This window comes from Kitasatospora mediocidica KCTC 9733, assembly GCF_000744225.1.
Classification (GTDB): domain Bacteria; phylum Actinomycetota; class Actinomycetes; order Streptomycetales; family Streptomycetaceae; genus Kitasatospora; species Kitasatospora mediocidica.
In genome coordinates this window covers 1004855-1026009 of the sequence record NZ_JQLN01000004.1, presented here as the reverse complement: position 1 = coordinate 1026009, position 21155 = coordinate 1004855, and the positions used below count along the sequence as shown (strand labels likewise).

Below are 21155 nucleotides of genomic sequence, written 5' to 3'. Positions count from 1 at the left end.
TCCCGCTCCACATGAGCTTTCGGACTCTCAGCACCAGGGGAATGGCGTAATGGCGAACGAGGAGAAGTACCTCGACTACCTCAAGCGGGCGACCACCGACCTGCGGGAGGCACGGCGGCGGCTGCGCGAGGTCGAGGAGCGGGAGCAGGAGCCGATCGCCATCGTGGCGATGAGCTGCCGCTACCCGGGCGGCATCAGCACCCCCGAGGAGCTGTGGGAGCTGGTCGCCCGGGGCGGCGACGCCGTCTCGCCCTACCCCACCAACCGTGGCTGGGACTCCGAGGTGCTCTTCGAGCCCGACCCGGAGAGCGGCTACGAGGACTACCTGCACGAGGGCGGGTTCCTGCACGACGTCGCGGACTTCGACCCGGCGTTCTTCGGGATCTCGCCGCGCGAGGCCCTCGCCATGGACCCGCAGCAGCGCCTGCTGCTGGAGACCTCCTGGGAGGCGTTCGAGCGGGCGGGCATCGACCCGGCGACCCTGCGCGGCAGCCAGACCGGCGTCTTCGCGGGTGTGATGTACCACGACTACGCCTCGCGCCTGTGGTCCGTGCCCGAGGGCATCGAGGGCTTCCTGGGCAACGGCAGTTCGGGCAGCATCGCCTCGGGCCGGGTGGCCTACACCTTCGGCCTGGAGGGCCCGGCCCTCACCATCGACACCGCCTGCTCCTCCTCGCTGGTCGCCGTACACCTGGCCGCCCAGGCCCTGCGCCAGCGCGAGTGCGCGCTCGCGCTGGCCGGCGGCGTCACCGTGATGTCCACCCCCGGCACGTTCACCGAGTTCAGCCGCCAGCGCGGACTGGCGATGGACGGCCGCTGCAAGTCGTTCGCGGCGGCGGCGGACGGCACCGGCTGGGGCGAGGGCGCCGGCATGCTGCTCCTGGAGCGGCTCTCCGACGCGCGGCGCAACGGCCACCGCGTGCTGGCCGTGGTGCGCGGCTCGGCCGTGAACCAGGACGGTGCCAGCAGCGGCCTGACCGCGCCGAACGGCCCGTCCCAGCAGCGCGTGATCCGCCAGGCGCTGGCCGGCGCCCGGCTGTCCGCCGCGCAGATCGACGTGGTCGAGGCGCACGGCACCGGCACCACGCTCGGCGACCCGATCGAGGCCCAGGCCCTGCTGGCCACGTACGGCCGGGCGAGGGAGGCGGACCAGCCGCTCTGGCTCGGTTCCGTCAAGTCGAACGTCGGGCACACCCAGGCCGCCGCCGGTGTCGCGGGCATCATCAAGATGGTCCTCGCGATGCAGCACGGCGTGCTGCCCAAGACCCTGCACGTGGACGAGCCCACGCCGAGCGTGGACTGGTCGGCGGGTGCGGTAGAGCTGCTGACCGAGTCCCGGCCGTGGCCGGAGACCGGGCAGCCGCGCCGGGCCGCCGTGTCGTCCTTCGGCATCAGCGGGACCAACGCGCACACCATCATCGAGCAGGCCCCGGCCGACGAGCCGCAGGCTCCCGTGGACGGCGCCGCCGTCCCGGACGCCGGAGCCTCCGCGGCCGCGCTGCCCGTCTGGGCGCTCTCCGCCAAGAGCCGGACGGCGCTGCTCGCGCAGGCCGGCAAGCTCCACACCCACCTCGCCGCACACTCCGGCGTGGCGCTCGCGGACGTCGGCTTCTCGCTGGCGACCGGGCGTTCGGCCTTCGAGCACCGTGCGGTGGTGGTGGGCGACAGCCGTGACGAGCTGCTGGCGGGACTGGAGGCGCTGGCCGAGGGCCGCGCCGGCGCCGGTGTGGTCGAGGGCGCGGTGGCCGGTGGCAAGACGGCGTTCCTGTTCACCGGTCAGGGGAGTCAGCGGCTCGGGATGGGGCGTGAGCTCTATGACGCGTTCCCGGTGTTCGCGGCTGCGTTGGACGCGGTGTGTGCTGAGCTCGAACTGCCGCTGAAGGATGCGCTGTTCGGCGAGGACGCTGCGGTGCTGAATCGGACGGAGTTCACTCAGCCGGCGTTGTTCGCGGTGGAGGTGGCGCTGTTCCGGCTGGTTGAAGCCTGGGGTCTGAAGCCGGACTTCCTGTCCGGGCACTCGATCGGTGAGATCGCTGCCGCGCATGTGGCGGGCGTGTTCTCGCTGGCGGATGCCTGCACGCTGGTGGCCGCTCGTGGCCGTCTGATGCAGGAACTGCCGTCCGGTGGTGCGATGGTGGCGTTGCAGGCGACGGAGGCGGAGGTGCTGCCGCTGCTGACCGAGCGGGTGAGCATCGCGGCCGTCAACGGTCCGACGTCGGTGGTCGTGGCGGGTGACGAGGACGAGGTTCTGGCCATTGCGGCCGGTCGCAAGAGCAAGCGCCTCACGGTCAGTCACGCGTTCCACTCGCCGCTGATGGATCCGATGCTCGACGCCTTCCGCGAGGTCGTCGAGGGGCTGACGTTCCACGCTCCGAAGATCCCGATCGTGTCGAACCTGACCGGCGACGTGGTGTCGGCGCAGGAAGTCGGCTCGGCCGATTTCTGGGTCCGGCACGTCCGGGAGGCCGTCCGCTTCCTGGACGGCATCCGCACGCTGGAGGCGAAGAACGTCACGACGTTCGTTGAGCTCGGCCCGGACGGCGTGCTCACCGCCATGGCACAGGACTGCCTGGCCGAGAGCGGCGCGACCTTCGTCTCCGCGCTGCGTGCCGGCCGTCCGGAGGTCCGGAGCCTGGCCGCCGCACTGGCGGGGACCCATGTCCAGGGCGTGTCCCCGGACTGGAACCAGGTGTTCGCCGGGACCGGGACGACCCGTACGGACCTGCCGCTGTACGCCTTCCAGCGCGAGACCTACTGGCTCGACGCGGGCTACCCCGTCGGCGACGTCACGTCAGCCGGCCTCGGCGCGGCCGGGCACCCGCTGCTCGGCGCGGCGGTCTCGCTCGCCGACACCGACGGCTTCCTCTACACCGGGCGCCTGTCGCTGGAGACGCACCCGTGGCTGGCGGACCACGTCGTGATGGGCAGCGTGCTGCTCCCCGGGACGGCGTTCGTCGAGCTGGCGGTGCGGGCCGGCGACCAGGTGGGCTGCGGCCTGCTGGAGGAGCTGGCGTTGGAGGCGCCGCTGGTGCTGCCGGAGACGGGCGGTGTCCGCCTGCAGGTCGCGGTGGGTGCGCCGGACGGATCGGGCCGGTGCTCGGTCGCGGTGTACTCGCGCGTCGAGGATGCCGACGACGAGCCGTGGGTGCGGCACGCCTCCGGCGTGCTGGCCGGTGGCACGGGCGCCGTCCCGGTCGAACTGGACGTCTGGCCGCCGGTGGGCGCGACGGTGCTGCCGGTCGAGGGCCTGTACGAGGGACTGGCCGACGCCGGGCTCGCGTACGGTCCGGTGTTCCGTGGTGTGCGGGCTGCCTGGAGGCTCGGTGACGAGGTGTTCGCGGAGCTGGTGCTCGGGGAGGGGACCGGTTCGGAGGCGAGCCTGTTCGGCCTGCACCCGGCCCTCCTGGACTCGGCGCTGCACGTGGTGGGCCTGGGCGGACTGGTCGGGGACAACGGCGGGGTCCGCCTGCCGTTCCTGTGGAGCGGTGTGTCGTTGCACGCGGTCGGCGCCTCGGTGCTCCGGGTGCGGCTCTCCCCGGCGGGGCCGGATGCGGTGTCGTTGGCGGTGGCTGACGGTGCTGGGCGTGCGGTGCTGTCGGTGGACTCGTTGGTGTTGCGGCCGGTGTCGGCCGAGCAGCTGAGTGCCGGTGGGCGTCAGGATGCGCTGTTCCGGGTGGAGTGGGTGGATGTCCCGGCCGCGCCCGCTGCGGCTGGTCGGCTGGCGGCGCTGGGCGCCGACCCGTTCGGCCTGGTGCCGGCGGGGGACCGTTGTGCGGATCTCGACCAGCTTGCTGAACTGGACGGCGGGGTACCGGACTTCGTCCTGGTGTCGCCCGTGGTCGAGGGTGACACCGCCGCCGCCGCGCACCTGGCTGCCGAGCGGACGTTGGCGTTGCTTCAGCGGTGGTCGGCGGACGAGCGGTTCGCGGATGCGCGTCTGGTGTTTGTGACGTCGGGTGCGGTGGCCGTTGTTCCGGGCGAGCCGGTGGATGGCTTGGCGGGTGCGGCGGTGTGGGGTCTGGTGCGTTCGGCGCAGTCGGAGAACCCGGATCGCTTCCTGTTGCTGGACGTTGACGGGCCTGAGGGTTTGTCGGCGGCGTTGGCTGCGGGGGAGCCGCAATTGGCTCTCCGTGCTGGTGTGTTGAAGGCCGCGCGGTTGGCGCGAGCCGTTGCCGAGGGTGACGCCCCGTCGTGGGACGGTGAGGGTGCGGTGCTGGTGACCGGTGCCTCGGGTTCGCTGGGTGGTCTGGTGGCTCGCCACCTGGTGGCCGAGCACGGCGTGCGGAGCCTCCTGTTGGTGAGCCGTCGTGGTGCGGCGGCTGAGGGTGCTGCCGCACTGGCGGCCGAGTTGGCCGACTTGGGTGCTGAGGCGACGTGGGCGGCGTGTGATGTCGCGGACCGTGAGGCGCTGGCCGGCCTGCTGGCCGAGCACCCGCTCTCGGCCGTGGTGCACACGGCCGGTGTGCTGGACGACGGCGTGATCGGCTCGCTCACTCCGGAGCGTCTGGCTCATGTGCTGCGTCCGAAGGTGGATGCGGCGTGGAACCTGCACGAGCTGACGCGCGACATGGACTTGTCGGCGTTCGTGCTGTTCTCCTCCGCCGCCGGTGTCTTCGGTGGTGCGGGTCAGGGCAACTACGCTGCTGGAAACGCGTTCCTGGACGCTCTCGCCCAGCACCGCGTCGCACTCGGTCTGCCCGCGACCTCGCTGGCCTGGGGTCTGTGGGCGGATGAGGCGGGCATGGCCGGTGCGCTGGATGCCGCGGATGTGTCGCGGATGAGCCGTGCCGGTGTGGACGGGCTCTCCACCGCGCAGGGCCTGGAGCTCTTCGACGTGGCGACCGCCGGCGCCGAACCCCTGCTGGTGCCGATGCGGTTGGACCTCGCGGCGGTTCGGGCGGAGGCGGCGGCCAACGGTTGGGTGCCGCCGTTCCTGCGTGGTCTGGTGCGGGTGTCGGTGCGTCGGGTGGCGGAGGGTTCCGCCGTCGTCGGTGTGCTGGCACAGCGGCTGGTGGGTCTGGGCGAGGCCGAGCAGGAGCGTGCGCTCCTGGAGCTGGTCCGGAGTCAGGTCGCCGCCGTGCTCGGTCACGGTTCCGCCGACGGTGTCGAGCCGCAGCGGGCGTTCAAGGAGCTGGGCTTCGACTCGCTGACCGCCATCGAGCTGCGCAACCGGCTGAACGCGGTCACCGAGCTGCGACTGCCGGCCACGCTGGTCTTCGACTACCCGACCTCCCTCACCCTCGCCCGCTACCTGCGCGGCGAACTCGCGGGCGTGCGTGCGGACATCGGTATCCCGGTCGCACTGCCGAGCGCGGTCGACGACGAGCCGATCGCCATCGTCGCGATGAGCTGCCGGTTCCCCGGCGGGGTGAGCACGCCGGACGACCTGTGGCGTCTCCTCGCCTCGGGCGAGGACCTGATCTCCGAGTTCCCCACCGACCGTGGCTGGGACCTGGGCGCGATCTACCACGAGGACCCGGACCACCCGGGCACCTCGTACACCCGTCAGGGCGGCTTCCTGCACGACGCGGCCGACTTCGACCCCACGTTCTTCGGCATCTCGCCGCGTGAGGCCCTCGCCACCGACCCGCAGCAGCGCTTGCTGTTGGAGACGTCCTGGGAGGCGTTCGAGCGAGCGGGCATCGACCCGGCGACGCTGCGCGGCAGCCGGACCGGCGTCTTCGCCGGCGTGATGTACCACGACTACGCCGCGCTCCTCGACCAGGCGCCCGACGGCGGCGACGGAGCACTCGGCTCCGGCAGCACCGGCAGCATCGCCTCCGGCCGTGTCTCCTACACCTTCGGCCTGGAGGGCCCGGCGGTCACCATCGACACCGCCTGCTCGTCCTCGCTGGTGGCGCTGCACTGGGCGATCCAGTCGCTGCGCAGCGGCGAGTGCACCCTCGCCCTCGCCGGCGGTGTCACCGTGATGGCCACCCCCGGCACGTTCATCGGCTTCAGCCGCCAGCGCGGTTTGGCCGCCGACGGCCGGTGCAAGGCGTTCTCGGCCGATGCGGACGGGACCGGTTGGTCCGAGGGCGCGGGCATGCTGCTCGTCGAACGACTGTCCGACGCCCGCAGGAACGGGCACCCGGTGCTTGCGATCGTCAAGGGCAGCGCCGTCAACCAGGACGGTGCGAGCAACGGCCTCACGGCGCCGAACGGTCCCTCGCAGCAGCGGGTGATCCGGCAGGCGCTGGCGAGTGCGGGTCTGTCCACGTCGGACGTGGACGCGGTGGAGGCGCACGGCACCGGCACGACGCTGGGTGACCCGATCGAGGCCCAGGCGCTGCTGGCGACCTACGGCCAGGACCGCGACGCCGAGCGGCCGTTGCTGCTCGGATCGGTGAAGTCGAACATGGGTCACACCCAGGCGGCCGCCGGTGTCGCGGGCATCATCAAGATGGTCATGGCGATGCGCCACGGCGTGCTGCCCAAGACCCTGCACGCCGACGCGGCGTCGCCGCACGTGGACTGGTCGGCGGGCGACGTCGAGCTGCTGACCGAGTCGCGGGCCTGGCCGGAGACCGGCCGTCCGCGCCGGGCCGGCGTCTCCTCGTTCGGCATCAGCGGCACCAACGCGCACACCATCATCGAGCAGGCCCCGGCCGAGGACCTGGAGCCCACCACCGAGCCGACACCGGGCGCTGCGTTGCTGCCGTGGCCGCTCTCCGCTCGTAGCGCGGACGCGCTGCGCGACCAGGCCGCGCGCCTGCGCGAACACGTGCTCGGAATGCGCGAGTTGTCCCTCACGGACGTCGGCTTCTCGCTGGCGACCGGGCGTTCGGCCTTCGACCACCGCGCGGTGCTGGTGGGCGACAGCCGTGACGAGCTGCTGGCGGGACTGGAGGCGCTGGCCGAGGGCCGCGCCGCCGCCGGTGTGGTCGAGGGCGCGGTGGCCGGTGGCAAGACGGCGTTCCTGTTCACGGGGCAGGGGAGTCAGCGGCTGGGGATGGGGCGTGAGCTGTATGAGGCGTTCCCGGTGTTCGCGGCTGCGTTGGACGCGGTGTGTGCGGAGCTTGAACTGCCGCTGAAGGATGTGCTGTTCGGCGAGGACGCTGCGGTGCTGGACCGGACGGAGTTCACTCAGCCGGCGTTGTTCGCGGTGGAGGTGGCGCTGTTCCGGTTGGTTGAGGCGTGGGGTCTGCGGCCGGACTTCGTGTCCGGTCACTCGATCGGTGAGATCGCCGCTGCGCATGTGGCGGGTGTTCTGTCGCTCGCGGACGCTTGCACGTTGGTGGCTGCTCGTGGCCGTCTGATGCAGGAACTGCCTTCCGGTGGCGCGATGGTGGCGTTGCAGGCGACCGAGGCGGAGGTGCTTTCGCTGCTCAGCGAGCGCGTGAGCATCGCGGCTGTGAACGGTCCGAACTCGCTGGTGATCGCTGGTGACGAGGACGAGGTCCTGGCCATTGCGGCCGGTCGCAAGAGCAAGCGGCTGACCGTCAGTCACGCGTTCCACTCGCCGTTGATGGATCCGATGCTCGATGCCTTCCGTGCGGTGGCCGAGGGGCTGACGTTCGAGGCTCCGAAGATTCCGATCGTGTCGAACCTGACCGGCGCTGTGGTCTCGGCGGAGGAAGTCGGTTCCGCCGACTTCTGGGTCCGGCACGTCCGCGAGGCTGTCCGCTTCCTGGACGGCGTCCGCAGCCTCGAAGCCCAGGGCGTCACGACGTTCCTGGAGCTGGGTCCGGACGGTGTGCTGACCGCGCTGGCGCAGGACTGCGTCACCGAGGACACCGCCGCGTTCGTCTCGGCGCTGCGCAAGGGCCGGCCCGAGGCGGAGAGCCTGACCGCTGCCGCGATGCGGGCCCATGTCCGAGGCGTGGTCCTGGATTGGGAGGCGGTGTTCGCCGGGGCGGGTGCTCGTCGGGTTGAGCTGCCGACGTATGCGTTCCAGCGTCGGCGTTTTTGGCCGGAGTTGTCGGGTGTGGTGGTGGGTGGGACTGCTGGGTTGGGGTTGGTGTCGGTTGATCATCCGTTGGTGGGTGCTGTTGTTGGGTTGGCGGGTGGTGAGGGTCTGCTGTTGACGGGTCGGGTGTCGTTGGAGACGCATCCGTGGTTGGCGGATCATGCGGTGTTGGGCAGTGTGTTGTTGCCTGGTACGGCGTTTGTGGAGTTGGCGGTGCGGGCCGGCGATCAGGTTGGGTGCGGCACGGTCGAGGAGTTGACGTTGGAGGCGCCGTTGGTGCTTCCGGAGGCGGGTGGTGTCCGTCTGCAGGTGGTGGTGGGTGCGTCGGACGGGTCGGGTCGGTGCTCGGTCGCGGTGTATTCGCGGTTGGAGGATGCCGGGGATGACCTGTGGGTGCGACACGCCTCGGGTGTGCTCGCTCCCGCCGGTGGTGTGGTGCCGGCGGATCTGGCGGTGTGGCCGCCGGTGGGTGCCGCAGCGGTGCCGGTGGAGGGTCTGTACGAGGCTTTTGCGGGGATCGGTCTGGGGTATGGGCCGGTGTTCCAGGGGGTGCGGGCTGCGTGGCGTGCCGGGGACGAGGTGTTCGCGGAGGTCGCACTCGGTGAGGAGCAGGCGGGTGAGGCGGGGGCGTTCGGGTTGCATCCCGCCCTGTTGGACGCCGCGTTGCATGCGGTGGGTCTGGGTGAGTTCTTCGGTGGTGAGGATGCCGGGCGGGCTCGTCTGCCGTTTGCGTGGTCGGGTGTGTCGTTGCACGCGGTCGGTGCCTCGGTGCTCCGGGTGCGGGTGTCTGGGGCGGGGCCGGATGCGGTGTCGTTGGCGGTGGCTGACGGTGCTGGGCGTGCGGTGTTGTCGGTGGACTCGTTGGTGTTGCGGCCGGTGTCGGCAGAGCAGTTGAGTGCCGGTGGGCGTCAGGATGCGCTGTTCCGGGTGGAGTGGGTGGACGTTCCGGCCACCGCGCCCGCTGCGGTGGGTCGCCTCGCGGTGCTGGGCGCCGACCCGTTCGGCCTGGTGACCGTCGACGACCGTTATGCGGATCTGGATGCGTTGGCTCAACTTGAGTCCGGTGTTCCGGACTTCGTCCTGGTGTCGCCCGTGGTCGAGGGCGACAGCGCGACTGCGGCTCATGCGGCTGCGGAGCAGACGTTGGCGTTGCTCCAGCGGTGGTCGGCGGACGAGCGGTTCGCGGGTTCGTGCCTGGTCTTCGTGACCTCGGGTGCGGTGGCCGCCGTCCCGGGTGAGCCGGTGGACGCCCTGGCGGGTGCGGCCGTGTGGGGTCTGGTGCGTTCGGCGCAGTCGGAGAACCCGGGCCGCTTCCTGTTGCTGGACATCGACGGGACCGAGGGTCTGTCGGCGGCGCTGACTGCGGGGGAGCCGCAACTCGCCCTCCGCGCAGGCACGCTGAAGGCCGCGCGGTTGGCGCGAGCCGTTGCCGAGGGCGATGCCCCGGCGTGGAGCGGTGAGGGTGCGGTGTTGGTGACCGGTGCCTCGGGTTCGCTGGGCGGCCTGGTCGCCCGGCATCTGGTGGCCGAGCACGGCGTGCGGAGCCTGCTGTTGGTGAGCCGTCGTGGTGCGGCGGCCGAGGGTGCTGCCGAACTGGCGGCCGAGCTTGCCGACTTGGGCGCTGAGGCCACGTGGGCGGCGTGTGATGTCGCGGACCGTGAGGCGCTGGCCGGCCTGCTGGCCGAGCACCCGCTCTCGGCCGTGGTGCACACGGCCGGTGTGCTGGACGACGGCGTGATCGACTCGCTCACTCCGGAGCGTCTGGCCCATGTGCTGCGTCCGAAGGTGGATGCGGCGTGGAACCTGCACGAGCTGACCCGCGACATGGACTTGTCGGCGTTCGTGCTGTTCTCCTCCGCCGCCGGTGTCTTCGGTGGTGCGGGTCAGGGCAACTACGCTGCTGGAAACGCGTTCCTGGACGCTCTCGCCCAGCATCGCGCCGCACTCGGTCTGCCCGCGACCTCGCTGGCCTGGGGTCTGTGGGCGGATGAGGCGGGCATGGCCGGTGCGCTGGACGCGTCGGACGTGTCCCGGATGAACCGGGGCGGGGTCAACGCGCTCTCCGTTGAACAGGGCTTTGAGCTGTTCGATGTGGCGACCGGCGGCGCAGAGCCGCTGTTGGTGCCGATGCGGTTGGATCTCGCGGCGGTTCGGGTGGAGGCGGCGGCCAACGGTTGGGTGCCGCCGTTGCTGCGTGGTCTGGTGCGGGTGTCGGTGCGTCGGGTGGCTGAGGGGTCGGCTGCTGTCGGTGCGTTGGCGCAGCGGTTGCTGGGTCTGGGTGAGGTTGAGCGGGAGGGTGTGCTGCTGGAGCTGGTGCGGGGTCAGGTCGGCGCGGTGCTGGGTCATGGTGTGTCGGATGTGGTGGAGGCGGGGCAGTCGTTCCGTGAGCTGGGCTTTGACTCGTTGACGGCGGTTGAGCTGCGCAACGGGCTGGCTGCGGCGAGTGGGTTGCGGTTGCCGGCGACGTTGGTGTTCGACTATCCGACTCCGTTGGTGCTGGCGCGTTTCCTGGGTGCGGAGTTGGCGGGGTCGGCTGTCGGGGTGGCGGGGCCGGTGGTGGTGGGCTCGGCTGATGACGAGCCGATCGCGATTGTGGGTCTGGGGTGCCGCTATCCGGGTGGGGTGGCGTCGCCGGAGGATCTGTGGCGGTTGGTGATGGAGGGCCGGGATGTGATCTCGGGCTTCCCGACGGACCGTGGTTGGGATCTGGAGGGGCTGTTCCACGAGGAGGCCGATCACGCGGGGACGTCGTACACGCGTGAGGGTGGTTTCGTCGAGGACGCGGGCGCGTTCGACCCGGGCTTCTTCGGCATCTCGCCGCGTGAGGCCCTCGCGATGGACCCGCAGCAGCGCCTGCTGTTGGAGACGTCCTGGGAGGCGTTCGAGCGGGCGGGCATCGACCCGGCGACGCTGCGCGGCAGCCGGACCGGCGTCTTCGCCGGCGTGATGTACCACGACTACGCCTCGCTCCTGGACCGAGTGCCGGAGGGCGTCGAGGGCTTCCTCGGGACGGGCAACGCGGCGAGCGTGATTTCGGGCCGACTGTCCTACACCTTTGGCCTGGAGGGCCCGGCGGTCACCGTCGACACGGCCTGCTCGTCGTCGCTGGTCGCGTTGCACCTCGCTGTACAGGCACTTCGCAACGGTGAGTGCTCGCTGGCGCTGGCCGGCGGTGTGACCGTGATGGCCACGCCGGGTGCGTTCGTGGAGTTCAGCCGCCAGCGTGGTCTTGCCGCCGACGGCCGGTGCAAGGCGTTCTCGGCCGATGCGGACGGGACCGGTTGGTCCGAGGGCGCGGGCATGCTGCTCGTCGAGCGGCTCTCCGACGCGCAGCGGCTCGGGCACCCGGTGCTCGCCGTCGTGCGCGGCAGTGCGATCAACCAGGACGGTGCGAGCAACGGGCTCACGGCGCCGAACGGTCCCTCGCAGCAGCGGGTGATCCGGCAGGCGCTGGCGAGTGCGGGTCTGTCCACGTCGGACGTGGACGCGGTGGAGGCGCACGGCACGGGCACCTCGCTGGGTGACCCGATCGAGGCGCAGGCGCTGCTGGCGACGTATGGCCAGGACCGCGATGCCGAGCGGCCGTTGCTGCTCGGTTCGGTGAAGTCGAACATGGGTCACACCCAGGCGGCCGCTGGTGTGGCGGGCATCATCAAGATGGTGATGGCGATGCGTCACGGGGTGCTGCCGCAGACGCTGCACGTGGGTCAGCCGTCGCCGCACGTCGACTGGTCGGCGGGTGACATCGAGCTGCTGACGGAGGCCCGGCCGTGGCCGGAGACCGGTCGTCCGCGCCGGGCCGCTGTGTCGTCCTTCGGCTTCAGCGGGACCAACGCGCACACCATCATCGAGCAGGCACCGATCGCAGCGGCCGCGCTCGACACGGACGAGCCGGCACCGTCGGCTCCGGCCGTGAAGCTGTGGCCGCTGTCGGCGAAGACCGCCGACGCCCTGCGCGCCCAGGCGGTCCGACTGCGCTCCTTCCTGGACGACCACGAGGACGGCGAACTCACCGACCTGTCCTACTCGCTGGCCACGACGCGAGCCTCGCTGGACCACCGCGCGGCGGTGGTGGCCGAGGATCGGGCCGGCCTGCTGGCGGGCCTGGAAGCTCTGGCCGCGGGCGAGTCGGCGGCCTCGGGCCTGGTGCGAGGTGCGGTCGTCGGTGGCAAGACGGCGTTCCTGTTCACCGGCCAGGGGAGTCAGCGGCTCGGGATGGGGCGTGAACTGTACGACGCCTACCCGGTGTTCGCGGACGCGCTGGACGAGGTCTGTGCGCAGCTCGAACTGCCGCTGAAGGATGTGCTGTTCGGCGACGACGCCGAGGCGCTGAACCGGACCGAGTACACCCAGCCCGCGTTGTTCGCCATCGAGGTGGCGCTCTTCCGCCTCGTCGAGGCCTGGGGTCTGAAGCCGGACTTCCTCTCCGGGCACTCGATCGGTGAGATCGCCGCCGCGCATGTGGCGGGTGTTCTCTCGCTGGCGGATGCCTGCACGCTGGTGGCCGCTCGTGGCCGTCTGATGCAGGAACTGCCCGCCGGTGGTGCGATGGTGGCGATCCAGGCCACCGAGGACGAGGTGCTTCCGCTGCTCACCGAGCGCGTGAGCATTGCCGCCGTCAACGGTCCGAACTCGCTGGTGATCGCGGGTGACGAGGACGAGGTCCTGGCTGTTGCAGCCGACCGCAAGTCCAAGCGCCTCACCGTCAGCCACGCGTTCCACTCGCCGCTGATGGACGGCATGCTGGACGCGTTCCGCGAGGTCGTCGAGGGCCTGACGTTCCACGCGCCGAAGATCCCGATCGTCTCCAATCTCACCGGCGAGGTGACGTCCGCCGACTTCTGGGTCCGGCACGTCCGCGAGGGCGTCCGCTTCCTGGACGGCATCCGCACCCTCGAAGCCCAGGGCGTCACGACGTTCGTCGAGCTGGGCCCGGACGGCGTCCTGACCGCGTTGGCGCAGGACTGCGTCACCGGTAACGAGCAGGCCTTCGTGCCGACCCTGCGCAAGGGCCGCCCTGAGGCGGAGTCGCTGACCACTGCCCTCGCTACCCTGCACGTTCGCGGTGCACGACTCGACTGGGAGGCGGTGTTCGCCGGGGCGGGTGCTCGTCGGGTTGAGCTGCCGACGTATGCGTTCCAGCGTCGGCGTTTTTGGCCGGAGTTGTCGGGTGTGGTGGTGGGTGGGACTGCTGGGTTGGGGTTGGTGTCGGTTGATCATCCGTTGGTGGGTGCTGTTGTTGGGTTGGCGGGTGGTGAGGGTCTGCTGTTGACGGGTCGGGTGTCGTTGGAGACGCATCCGTGGTTGGCGGATCATGCGGTGTTGGGCAGTGTGTTGTTGCCTGGTACGGCGTTTGTGGAGTTGGCGGTGCGGGCCGGCGATCAGGTCGGGTGCGGCACGGTCGAGGAGTTGACGTTGGAGGCGCCGTTGGTGCTTCCGGAGGCGGGTGGTGTCCGTCTGCAGGTGGTGGTGGGTGCGTCGGACGGGTCGGGTCGGTGCTCGGTCGCGGTGTATTCGCGGTTGGAGGATGCCGGGGACGACCTGTGGGTGCGACACGCCTCGGGTGTGCTCGCTCCCGCCGGTGGTGTGGTGCCGGCGGATCTGGCGGTGTGGCCGCCGGTCGGGGCCGAGGCCGTCGGGGTGGAGGGTCTGTACGAGGCTTTTGCGGGGATCGGTCTGGGGTATGGGCCGGTGTTCCAGGGGGTGCGGGCTGCGTGGCGTGCCGGGGACGAGGTGTTCGCGGAGGTCGCACTCGGTGAGGAGCAGGCGGGTGAGGCGGGGGCGTTCGGGTTGCATCCCGCCCTGTTGGACGCCGCGTTGCATGCGGTGGGTCTGGGTGGGTTCTTCGGTGCTGAGGATGCCGGGCGGGCTCGTCTGCCGTTTGCGTGGTCGGGTGTGTCGTTGCACGCGGTCGGTGCCTCGGTGCTCCGGGTGCGGGTGTCTGCGGCGGGGCCGGATGCGGTGTCGTTGGCGGTGGCTGATGGTGCTGGGCGTGCGGTGCTGTCGGTGGACTCGTTGGTGTTGCGGCCGGTGTCGGCCGAGCAGTTGAGTTCCGGTGGGCGTCAGGATGCGCTGTTCCGGGTGGAGTGGGTGGACGTTCCGGCCACCGCTCCCGCTGCGGTGGGTCGACTGGCGGTGCTGGGTGCGGATCCGTTCGGCCTGGTGCCGGCGGGGGACCGTTGTGCGGATCTCGACCAGCTTGCTGAACTGGACGGCGGGGTGCCGGACTTCGTCCTGGTGGCGCCCGCGCTCGACGGTGACACCCCCGCCGCCGCGCACCTGGCTGCCGAGCGGACGTTGGCGTTGCTCCAGCGGTGGTCGGCGGACGAGCGGTTCGCGGGTTCGTGCCTGGTGTTTGTGACGTCGGGTGCGGTGGCCGTTGTTCCGGGTGAGCCGGTGGACGCCCTGGCGGGTGCGGCCGTGTGGGGTCTGGTGCGTTCGGCGCAGTCGGAGAACCCGGGCCGCTTCCTGCTGCTGGACATCGACGGGACCGAGGGTCTGTCGGCGGCACTGACTGCGGGGGAGCCGCAACTCGCCCTCCGTGCAGGCACGCTGAAGGCCGCGCGGTTGGCGCGAGCCGTTGCCGAGGGCGATGCCCCGTCGTGGAGCGGTGAGGGTGCGGTGCTGGTCACCGGTGCCTCGGGTTCGCTGGGCGGCCTGGCCGCCCGCCACCTGGTGACCGAGCACGGCGTACGGAGCCTGTTGTTGGTGAGCCGTCGTGGTGCGGCGGCCGAGGGTGCTGCCGAACTGGCGGCCGAGCTGGCCGACTTGGGTGCGCACGCGGTTTGGGCGGCGTGTGATGTCGCGGACCGCGAGGCGCTGGCCGGCCTGCTGGCCGAGCACCCGCTCTCGGCCGTGGTGCACACGGCCGGTGTGCTGGACGACGGCGTGATCGGCTCGCTCACTCCGGAGCGTCTGGCTCATGTGCTGCGTCCGAAGGTGGATGCGGCGTGGAACCTGCACGAGCTGACGCGCGACATGGACTTGTCGGCGTTCGTGCTGTTCTCCTCCGCCGCCGGTGTGTTCGGTGGTGCGGGTCAGGGCAACTACGCCGCTGCGAACGCGTTCCTGGACGCTCTCGCCCAGCATCGCGCCGCACTCGGTCTGCCCGCGACCTCGCTGGCCTGGGGTCTGTGGGCGGATGAGGCGGGCATGGCCGGTGCGCTGGATGCCGCGGATGTGTCGCGGATGAGCCGTGCCGGTGTGGACGGGCTCTCCACCGCGCAGGGCCTGGAGCTCTTCGACGTGGCGACCGCCGGCGCCGAACCGCTGCTGGTCCCGATGCTGCTTGACCTGGCCGCCCTGCACGCTCAGGCGTCCGGTGGTGCTCTGCTGCCGCCGTTGCTGCGTGGTCTGGTGCGGGTGTCGGTGCGTCGGGTGGCCGAGGGGTCGGCTGCTGTCGGTGCGTTGGCGCAGCGGTTGCTGGGTCTGGGTGAGGTTGAGCGGGAGGGTGTGCTGCTGGAGCTGGTGCGGGGTCAGGTCGGCGCGGTGCTGGGTCATGGTGTGTCGGATGTGGTGGAGGCGGGGCAGTCGTTCCGTGAGCTGGGCTTTGACTCGTTGACGGCGGTTGAGTTGCGCAACGGGCTGGCTGCGGCGAGTGGGTTGCGGTTGCCGGCGACGTTGGTGTTCGACTATCCGACTCCGTTGGTGCTGGCGCGTTTCCTGGGTGCGGAGTTGGCGGGGTCGGCTGTCGGGGTGGCGGGGCCGGTGGTGGTGGGCTCGGCTGATGACGAGCCGATCGCGATTGTGGGTCTGGGGTGCCGCTATCCGGGTGGGGTGGCGTCGCCGGAGGATCTGTGGCGGTTGGTGATGGAGGGCCGGGATGTGATCTCGGGCTTCCCGACGGATCGTGGTTGGGATCTGGAGGGGCTGTTCCACGAGGAGGCCGATCACGCGGGGACGTCGTACACGCGTGAGGGTGGTTTCGTCGAGGACGCGGGCGCGTTCGACCCGGGCTTCTTCGGGATCTCGCCGCGTGAGGCCCTGGCCATGGACCCGCAGCAGCGCCTGCTGTTGGAGACGTCCTGGGAGGCGTTCGAGCGGGCGGGCATCGACCCGGCGACGCTGCGCGGCAGCCGGACCGGCGTCTTCGCCGGCGTGATGTACCACGACTACGCCTCGATGGCCGTGCTCCCCGAAGGCGTTGAGGGCTTCATCGGTACGGGCAACGCGGCGAGCGTGATCTCCGGCCGGCTCTCCTACACCTTCGGCCTGGAGGGCCCGGCGGTCACCGTCGACACGGCCTGCTCGTCCTCGCTGGTGGCGCTGCACTGGGCGATCCAGGCGTTGCGCAACGGTGAGTGCACGCTGGCGTTGGCCGGTGGCGTGACCGTGATGGCCACGCCGGGTGCGTTCGTGGAGTTCAGCCGCCAGCGTGGTCTGGCCGCCGACGGCCGGTGCAAGGCGTTCTCGGCCGATGCGGACGGGACCGGTTGGTCCGAGGGCGCGGGCATGCTGCTCGTCGAGCGGCTCTCCGACGCCCGTAAGAACGGGCACCAGGTGCTGGCCGTCGTCCGGGGCAGTGCCGTCAACCAGGACGGTGCGAGCAACGGGCTCACCGCGCCGAACGGCCCGTCCCAGCAGCGCGTGATCCGCCAGGCGCTGGCCAACGCCGGCCTGTCGACCACCGACGTGGACGCGGTCGAGGCGCACGGCACGGGCACCACACTCGGTGACCCGATCGAGGCGCAGGCGCTGCTGGCGACATATGGCCAGGACCGTGACGCCGAGCGGCCGTTGCTGCTCGGTTCGGTGAAGTCGAACATGGGTCACACCCAGGCTGCCGCAGGTGTCGCGGGCATCATCAAGATGGTGATGGCGATGCGTCACGGGGTGCTGCCGCAGACCCTGCACGTGGGTCAGCCGTCGCCGCACGTCGACTGGTCGGCGGGTGACATCGAGCTGCTGACGGAGGCCCGGCCCTGGCCGGAGACCGGTCGTCCGCGCCGGGCCGCCGTGTCGTCCTTCGGCTTCAGCGGCACCAACGCGCACACCATCATCGAGCAGGCCCCGGCCGAGGACCTGGAGCCCACCACCGAGCCGGCACCGGGCGCTGCGCTGCTGCCGTGGCCGCTCTCTGCTCGTAGCGCGGACGCGTTGCGCGACCAAGCCGCGCGCCTGCGCGAACACCTGCTCGGCAAGCCGGAGTTGTCGCTCACGGACGTCGGCTTCTCGCTGGCGACCGGGCGTTCGGCCTTCGACCACCGCGCGGCGGTGGTGGCCGACAGCCGCGACGAGCTGCTGCGGGGCCTGGAGGCCCTGGCCGCAGGCGAGTCGGCGGCCTCGGGCCTGGTGCGGGGGACGGTCGCCGCTGGCAAGACGGCGTTCCTCTTCACCGGCCAGGGCAGCCAGCGGCTGGGGATGGGGCGTGAACTGTACGACGCCTACCCGGTGTTCGCGGACGCGCTGGACGCGGTCTGTGCGCAGCTCGAACTGCCGCTGAAGGACGTGTTGTTCGGGAAGGACAAGGAGCTGCTGGACCGGACGGAGTACACCCAGCCGGCGTTGTTCGCGGTGGAGGTGGCGCTGTTCCGGCTTGTCGAGGCGTGGGGTCTGAAGCCGGACTTCCTGTCCGGGCACTCGATCGGTGAGATCGCCGCCGCGCATGTGGCGGGTGTTCTCTCGCTGGCGGATGCCTGCACGCTGGTGGCCGCTCGTGGCCGTCTGATGCAGGAACTGCCCGCCGGTGGTGCGATGGTGGCGTTGCAGGCCACCGAGGCGGAGGTGCTGCCGCTGCTCACCGAGCGTGTGAGCATCGCGGCCGTCAACGGCCCGAACTCGCTGGTGATCGCGGGTGACGAGGACGAGGTCCTGGCTGTTGCGGCCGGTCGCAAGTCCAAGCGCCTGACCGTCAGCCACGCGTTCCACTCGCCGCTGATGGATCCGATGCTCGACGCCTTCCGTGCGGTGGCCGAGGGGCTGACGTTCGAGGCTCCGAAGATCCCGATCGTCTCCAACCTCACCGGCGACGTGGTGTCGGCGCAGGAAGTCGGTTCCGCCGACTTCTGGGTCCGCCACGTCCGCGAGGCCGTCCGCTTCCTGGACGGCATCCGCACCCTCGAAGCCCAGGGCGTCACGACGTTCCTGGAGCTGGGTCCGGACGGTGTCCTGACCGCGCTGGCGCAGGAGTGCGTCACCGGCGAGGCCGACGCCGCCTTCGTCCTCACCCTGCGCAAGGGCCGGCCGGAGGCGGAGTCGCTGACCACCGCTGCGATGCGGGCCCACGTCCGGGGCGTGGCCCTGGACTGGGAGGCGGTGTTCGCCGGGACCGGCGCCCGCCGGGTCGACCTGCCGACGTACGCCTTCCAGCGTCGCCGCTTCTGGTTGGAGAGCGCCGCCGCAGGCAACGGTGACGTGGCTTCGGCCGGTCTCGGCGCTGCCGATCACCCGCTGTTGGGCGCGGCGATGGACCTGCCCGACGGCGACGGCTTCCTGTTCACCGGCCGGCTCTCCCTCCACACGCACCGCTGGCTGGCCGACCACGCCGTCATGGGCACCGTCCTGCTGCCCGGCACCGCGTTCGTCGAGCTGGCCGTCCGCGCCGGCGACGAGGTCGGGTGCGACACGGTCGAGGACCTGACGCTGGAGGCACCGCTGGTGCTGCCCGAGCGGGGCGGTGTCCAGCTGCGGGTCAGCGTGGACGGGCCCGGCGCGTCCGGGCAGCGTGCGCTGAGCATCTACTCCCGCCCGGAGGACGCCCCCGACGAGCCGTGGCTGCGCCACGCGTCGGGTCTGCTCACCGCGTCCGACACCGCCGCCGCACCGGTGGAGCTGCGCGAGTGGCCGCCGGCCGGCGCCGAGGAGCTCGGGGTCGACGGTCTCTACGAGGCCTTCGCCGACCTCGGCCTCGGGTACGGGCCGGTCTTCCGCGGCCTGCGTGCCGCCTGGCGTGCCGGGAACGAGGTGTTCGCGGAGGTCGCACTCGGCGAGGAGCAGTCGGCCGAGGCCCGGGCGTACGGACTGCACCCCGCCCTGCTGGACGCCGCGCTGCACGCGGTGGGCCTGGGTGACTTCTTCCGGGGCGAGGACCCCGGGCGGGCCCGCCTGCCGTTCGCGTGGTCGGGTGTCCGGCTGCACGCGGTCGGCGCGGCGGTCCTGCGGGTCCGGGTGTCGGCGGCCGAGCACGGCGCGGTCAGCCTGGCGATCGCCGACGAGGCCGGTGCGCCGGTCGTGTCGGTCGACTCGCTCGCGCTGCGCCCGCTCGACGCCGAGCAGTTCAACGCCGCTCGGGCCGGTCACCACGAGGGGCTCTTCCAGCTCGCTTGGTCCGCGCTGCCGGCCTCCCCGCAGGCCGGGAACCCGGCCGGCTGGGCCGTCCTGGGCGGTGCCGACCTCGGGACGGCCGCCGCGCTGGTGGCCACGCTGGCGGCGGCGGGTGTCGAGGCCGGCGAATACGCCGACCTGCCCACCCTCGCCAAGGCGGTGGACGTCGAGGGCGTCCGGCCGGAGCTCGTCCTGCTTCCCTGCGGGCCGGTGCCGGGGGCGACCCACGACACGGCCGCCGCGGCGCACGCCGCGACCGGTCGGGTGCTGGAGCTGGTGAAGGAGTGGATCGCCGAGGACCGCTTCGCCGACGCCCGCCTGGTGCTGCTGACCAGCGGCGCGGTGGCGGTCGCCGAGGGCGAGGACGTGGCCGACCTGGCGCACGCCGCACTCTGGGGTCTGGTGCGGTCGGCGCAGGCCGAGCACCCGGGCCGCTTCGTCCTCGTGGACACCCATGGCCACACCGACACCGACAGCGACAGCGCCGACCTCCAGGCGCTCCTGTCCGCCCTCGCCTCGGACGAGACGCAGTTGGCCGTCCGCGCCGGGACCGTCCTGGCCCCGCGGCTCGCCCGGGTGCCCTCCCTCGCCGACGCGGTGGTGCCGGCCTACGACCCGGCGGGCACCGTCCTGATCACCGGGGCGACCGGCACCCTGGGTGGCCTGCTCGCCCGCCACCTGGTGGCCGAGCGCGGCGCGCGGCACCTGCTGCTCACCAGCCGCCGGGGTGCGCAGGCGCAGGGCGCCGCCGAACTCGCGGCGGAGCTCACCGAAGCCGGAGCGCAGGTCAGTTGGGCGGCCTGTGACGCGGCCGACCGCGACGCGCTGGCCGCACTGCTCGCGGGCATCGACCCCGCACACCCGCTGACGGCGGTGGTGCACTCCGCCGGTGTCCTGGACGACGGCATCATCGAGTCCCTGACGCCGGAGCGTCTCGACCGGGTGATGCGTCCGAAGGTGGACGCCGCCTGGAACCTGCACGAGCTGACGGCCGGTCTGGAGCTCGCGGAGTTCGTCCTGTTCTCCTCGGCGGCCGGCGTGTTCGGCAACCCGGGGCAGGGCAACTACGCGGCGGCGAACGCCTTCCTGGACGCACTCGCCCAGCACCGGCGTGCCCACGGCCTCCCGGCCGTGTCGCTGGCCTGGGGCCTGTGGGAGGACGACGGCGGCATGGCGGCCACGCTGGACGCGACGGACCGTCAGCGGATCAGCCGGGGCAGCATGGCGGCGCTCGGCAGCGCGGAGGGCCTCGCGCTGTTCGACGTGGCCGGCCCGGCCGGTTCCGCCGTGCTGATCCCGGCCCTGCTGGACATCGCCGCACTGCGGGCCCAGGCCGGGGCGGGAGTCGCGCCGCTGCTGCGCGGACTGATCCGCACCCAGCCGCGACGGGCCACGGCCGGCGGCGCGGACGGCGGGGCGCAGAGCCTCGCCGACCAGCTGGCGGGCCTGTCCCCGGCAGAACGGACCCGCTACCTGCTCAACCTGGTCCGCGCCCAGGTGGCCGCCGTACTCGGCCACAGCGACGCGGGCGAGGTCGAACCGAGCGCGGCCTTCAAGGAGTTGGGCTTCGACTCGCTCACCGCGGTCGAGCTCCGCAACCGGCTGGGCGCGGTCACCGGGCTGCGGCTGCCGGCGACGCTGATCTTCGACTATCCGACACCCACAGCGCTGGCCGACCACCTGCGGGCCGAACTCCCGCAGGACGGCGGTCCGTCCGTGTTCAGTGAACTCGACCGTCTGGAGGCCGCGTTGGTCGCGGCCACCGACGACAGCGTCACGCGTTCGCGGATCACCATGCGACTGCAGGCCCTCATGGCGAAGTGGAACGACGTCCAGGATGCGACCACCGACAGTGCTCCCGACGACCACGACCTCGAATCAGCAACAGACGACGAACTGTTCAACCTGCTCGACGACGAACTCGGTTCCTCCTGAACGGGAGTGTCCTGACCCGATGAGCACCATCTCCCCTCTCGCAAGGAGC

Annotated in this window: 1 protein-coding gene; it reads left to right on the top strand. The window is 71.8% G+C overall.

The features are described from left to right. Positions 1–49 precede the first annotated feature (49 nt). On the top strand, positions 50–21106 hold the full coding sequence (locus BS80_RS11970; RefSeq protein WP_035796302.1) for a type I polyketide synthase: 21057 nt from the start codon (positions 50–52) through the stop codon (positions 21104–21106). Positions 21107–21155: the final 49 nt, after the last annotated feature.

What these genes read in the sequence shown, in the direction of transcription:
- BS80_RS11970 (WP_035796302.1), top strand. Translation starts at nt 50, where the DNA reads ATGGCGAACGAGGAGAAGTACCTCGACTACCTCAAGCGGGCGACCACC.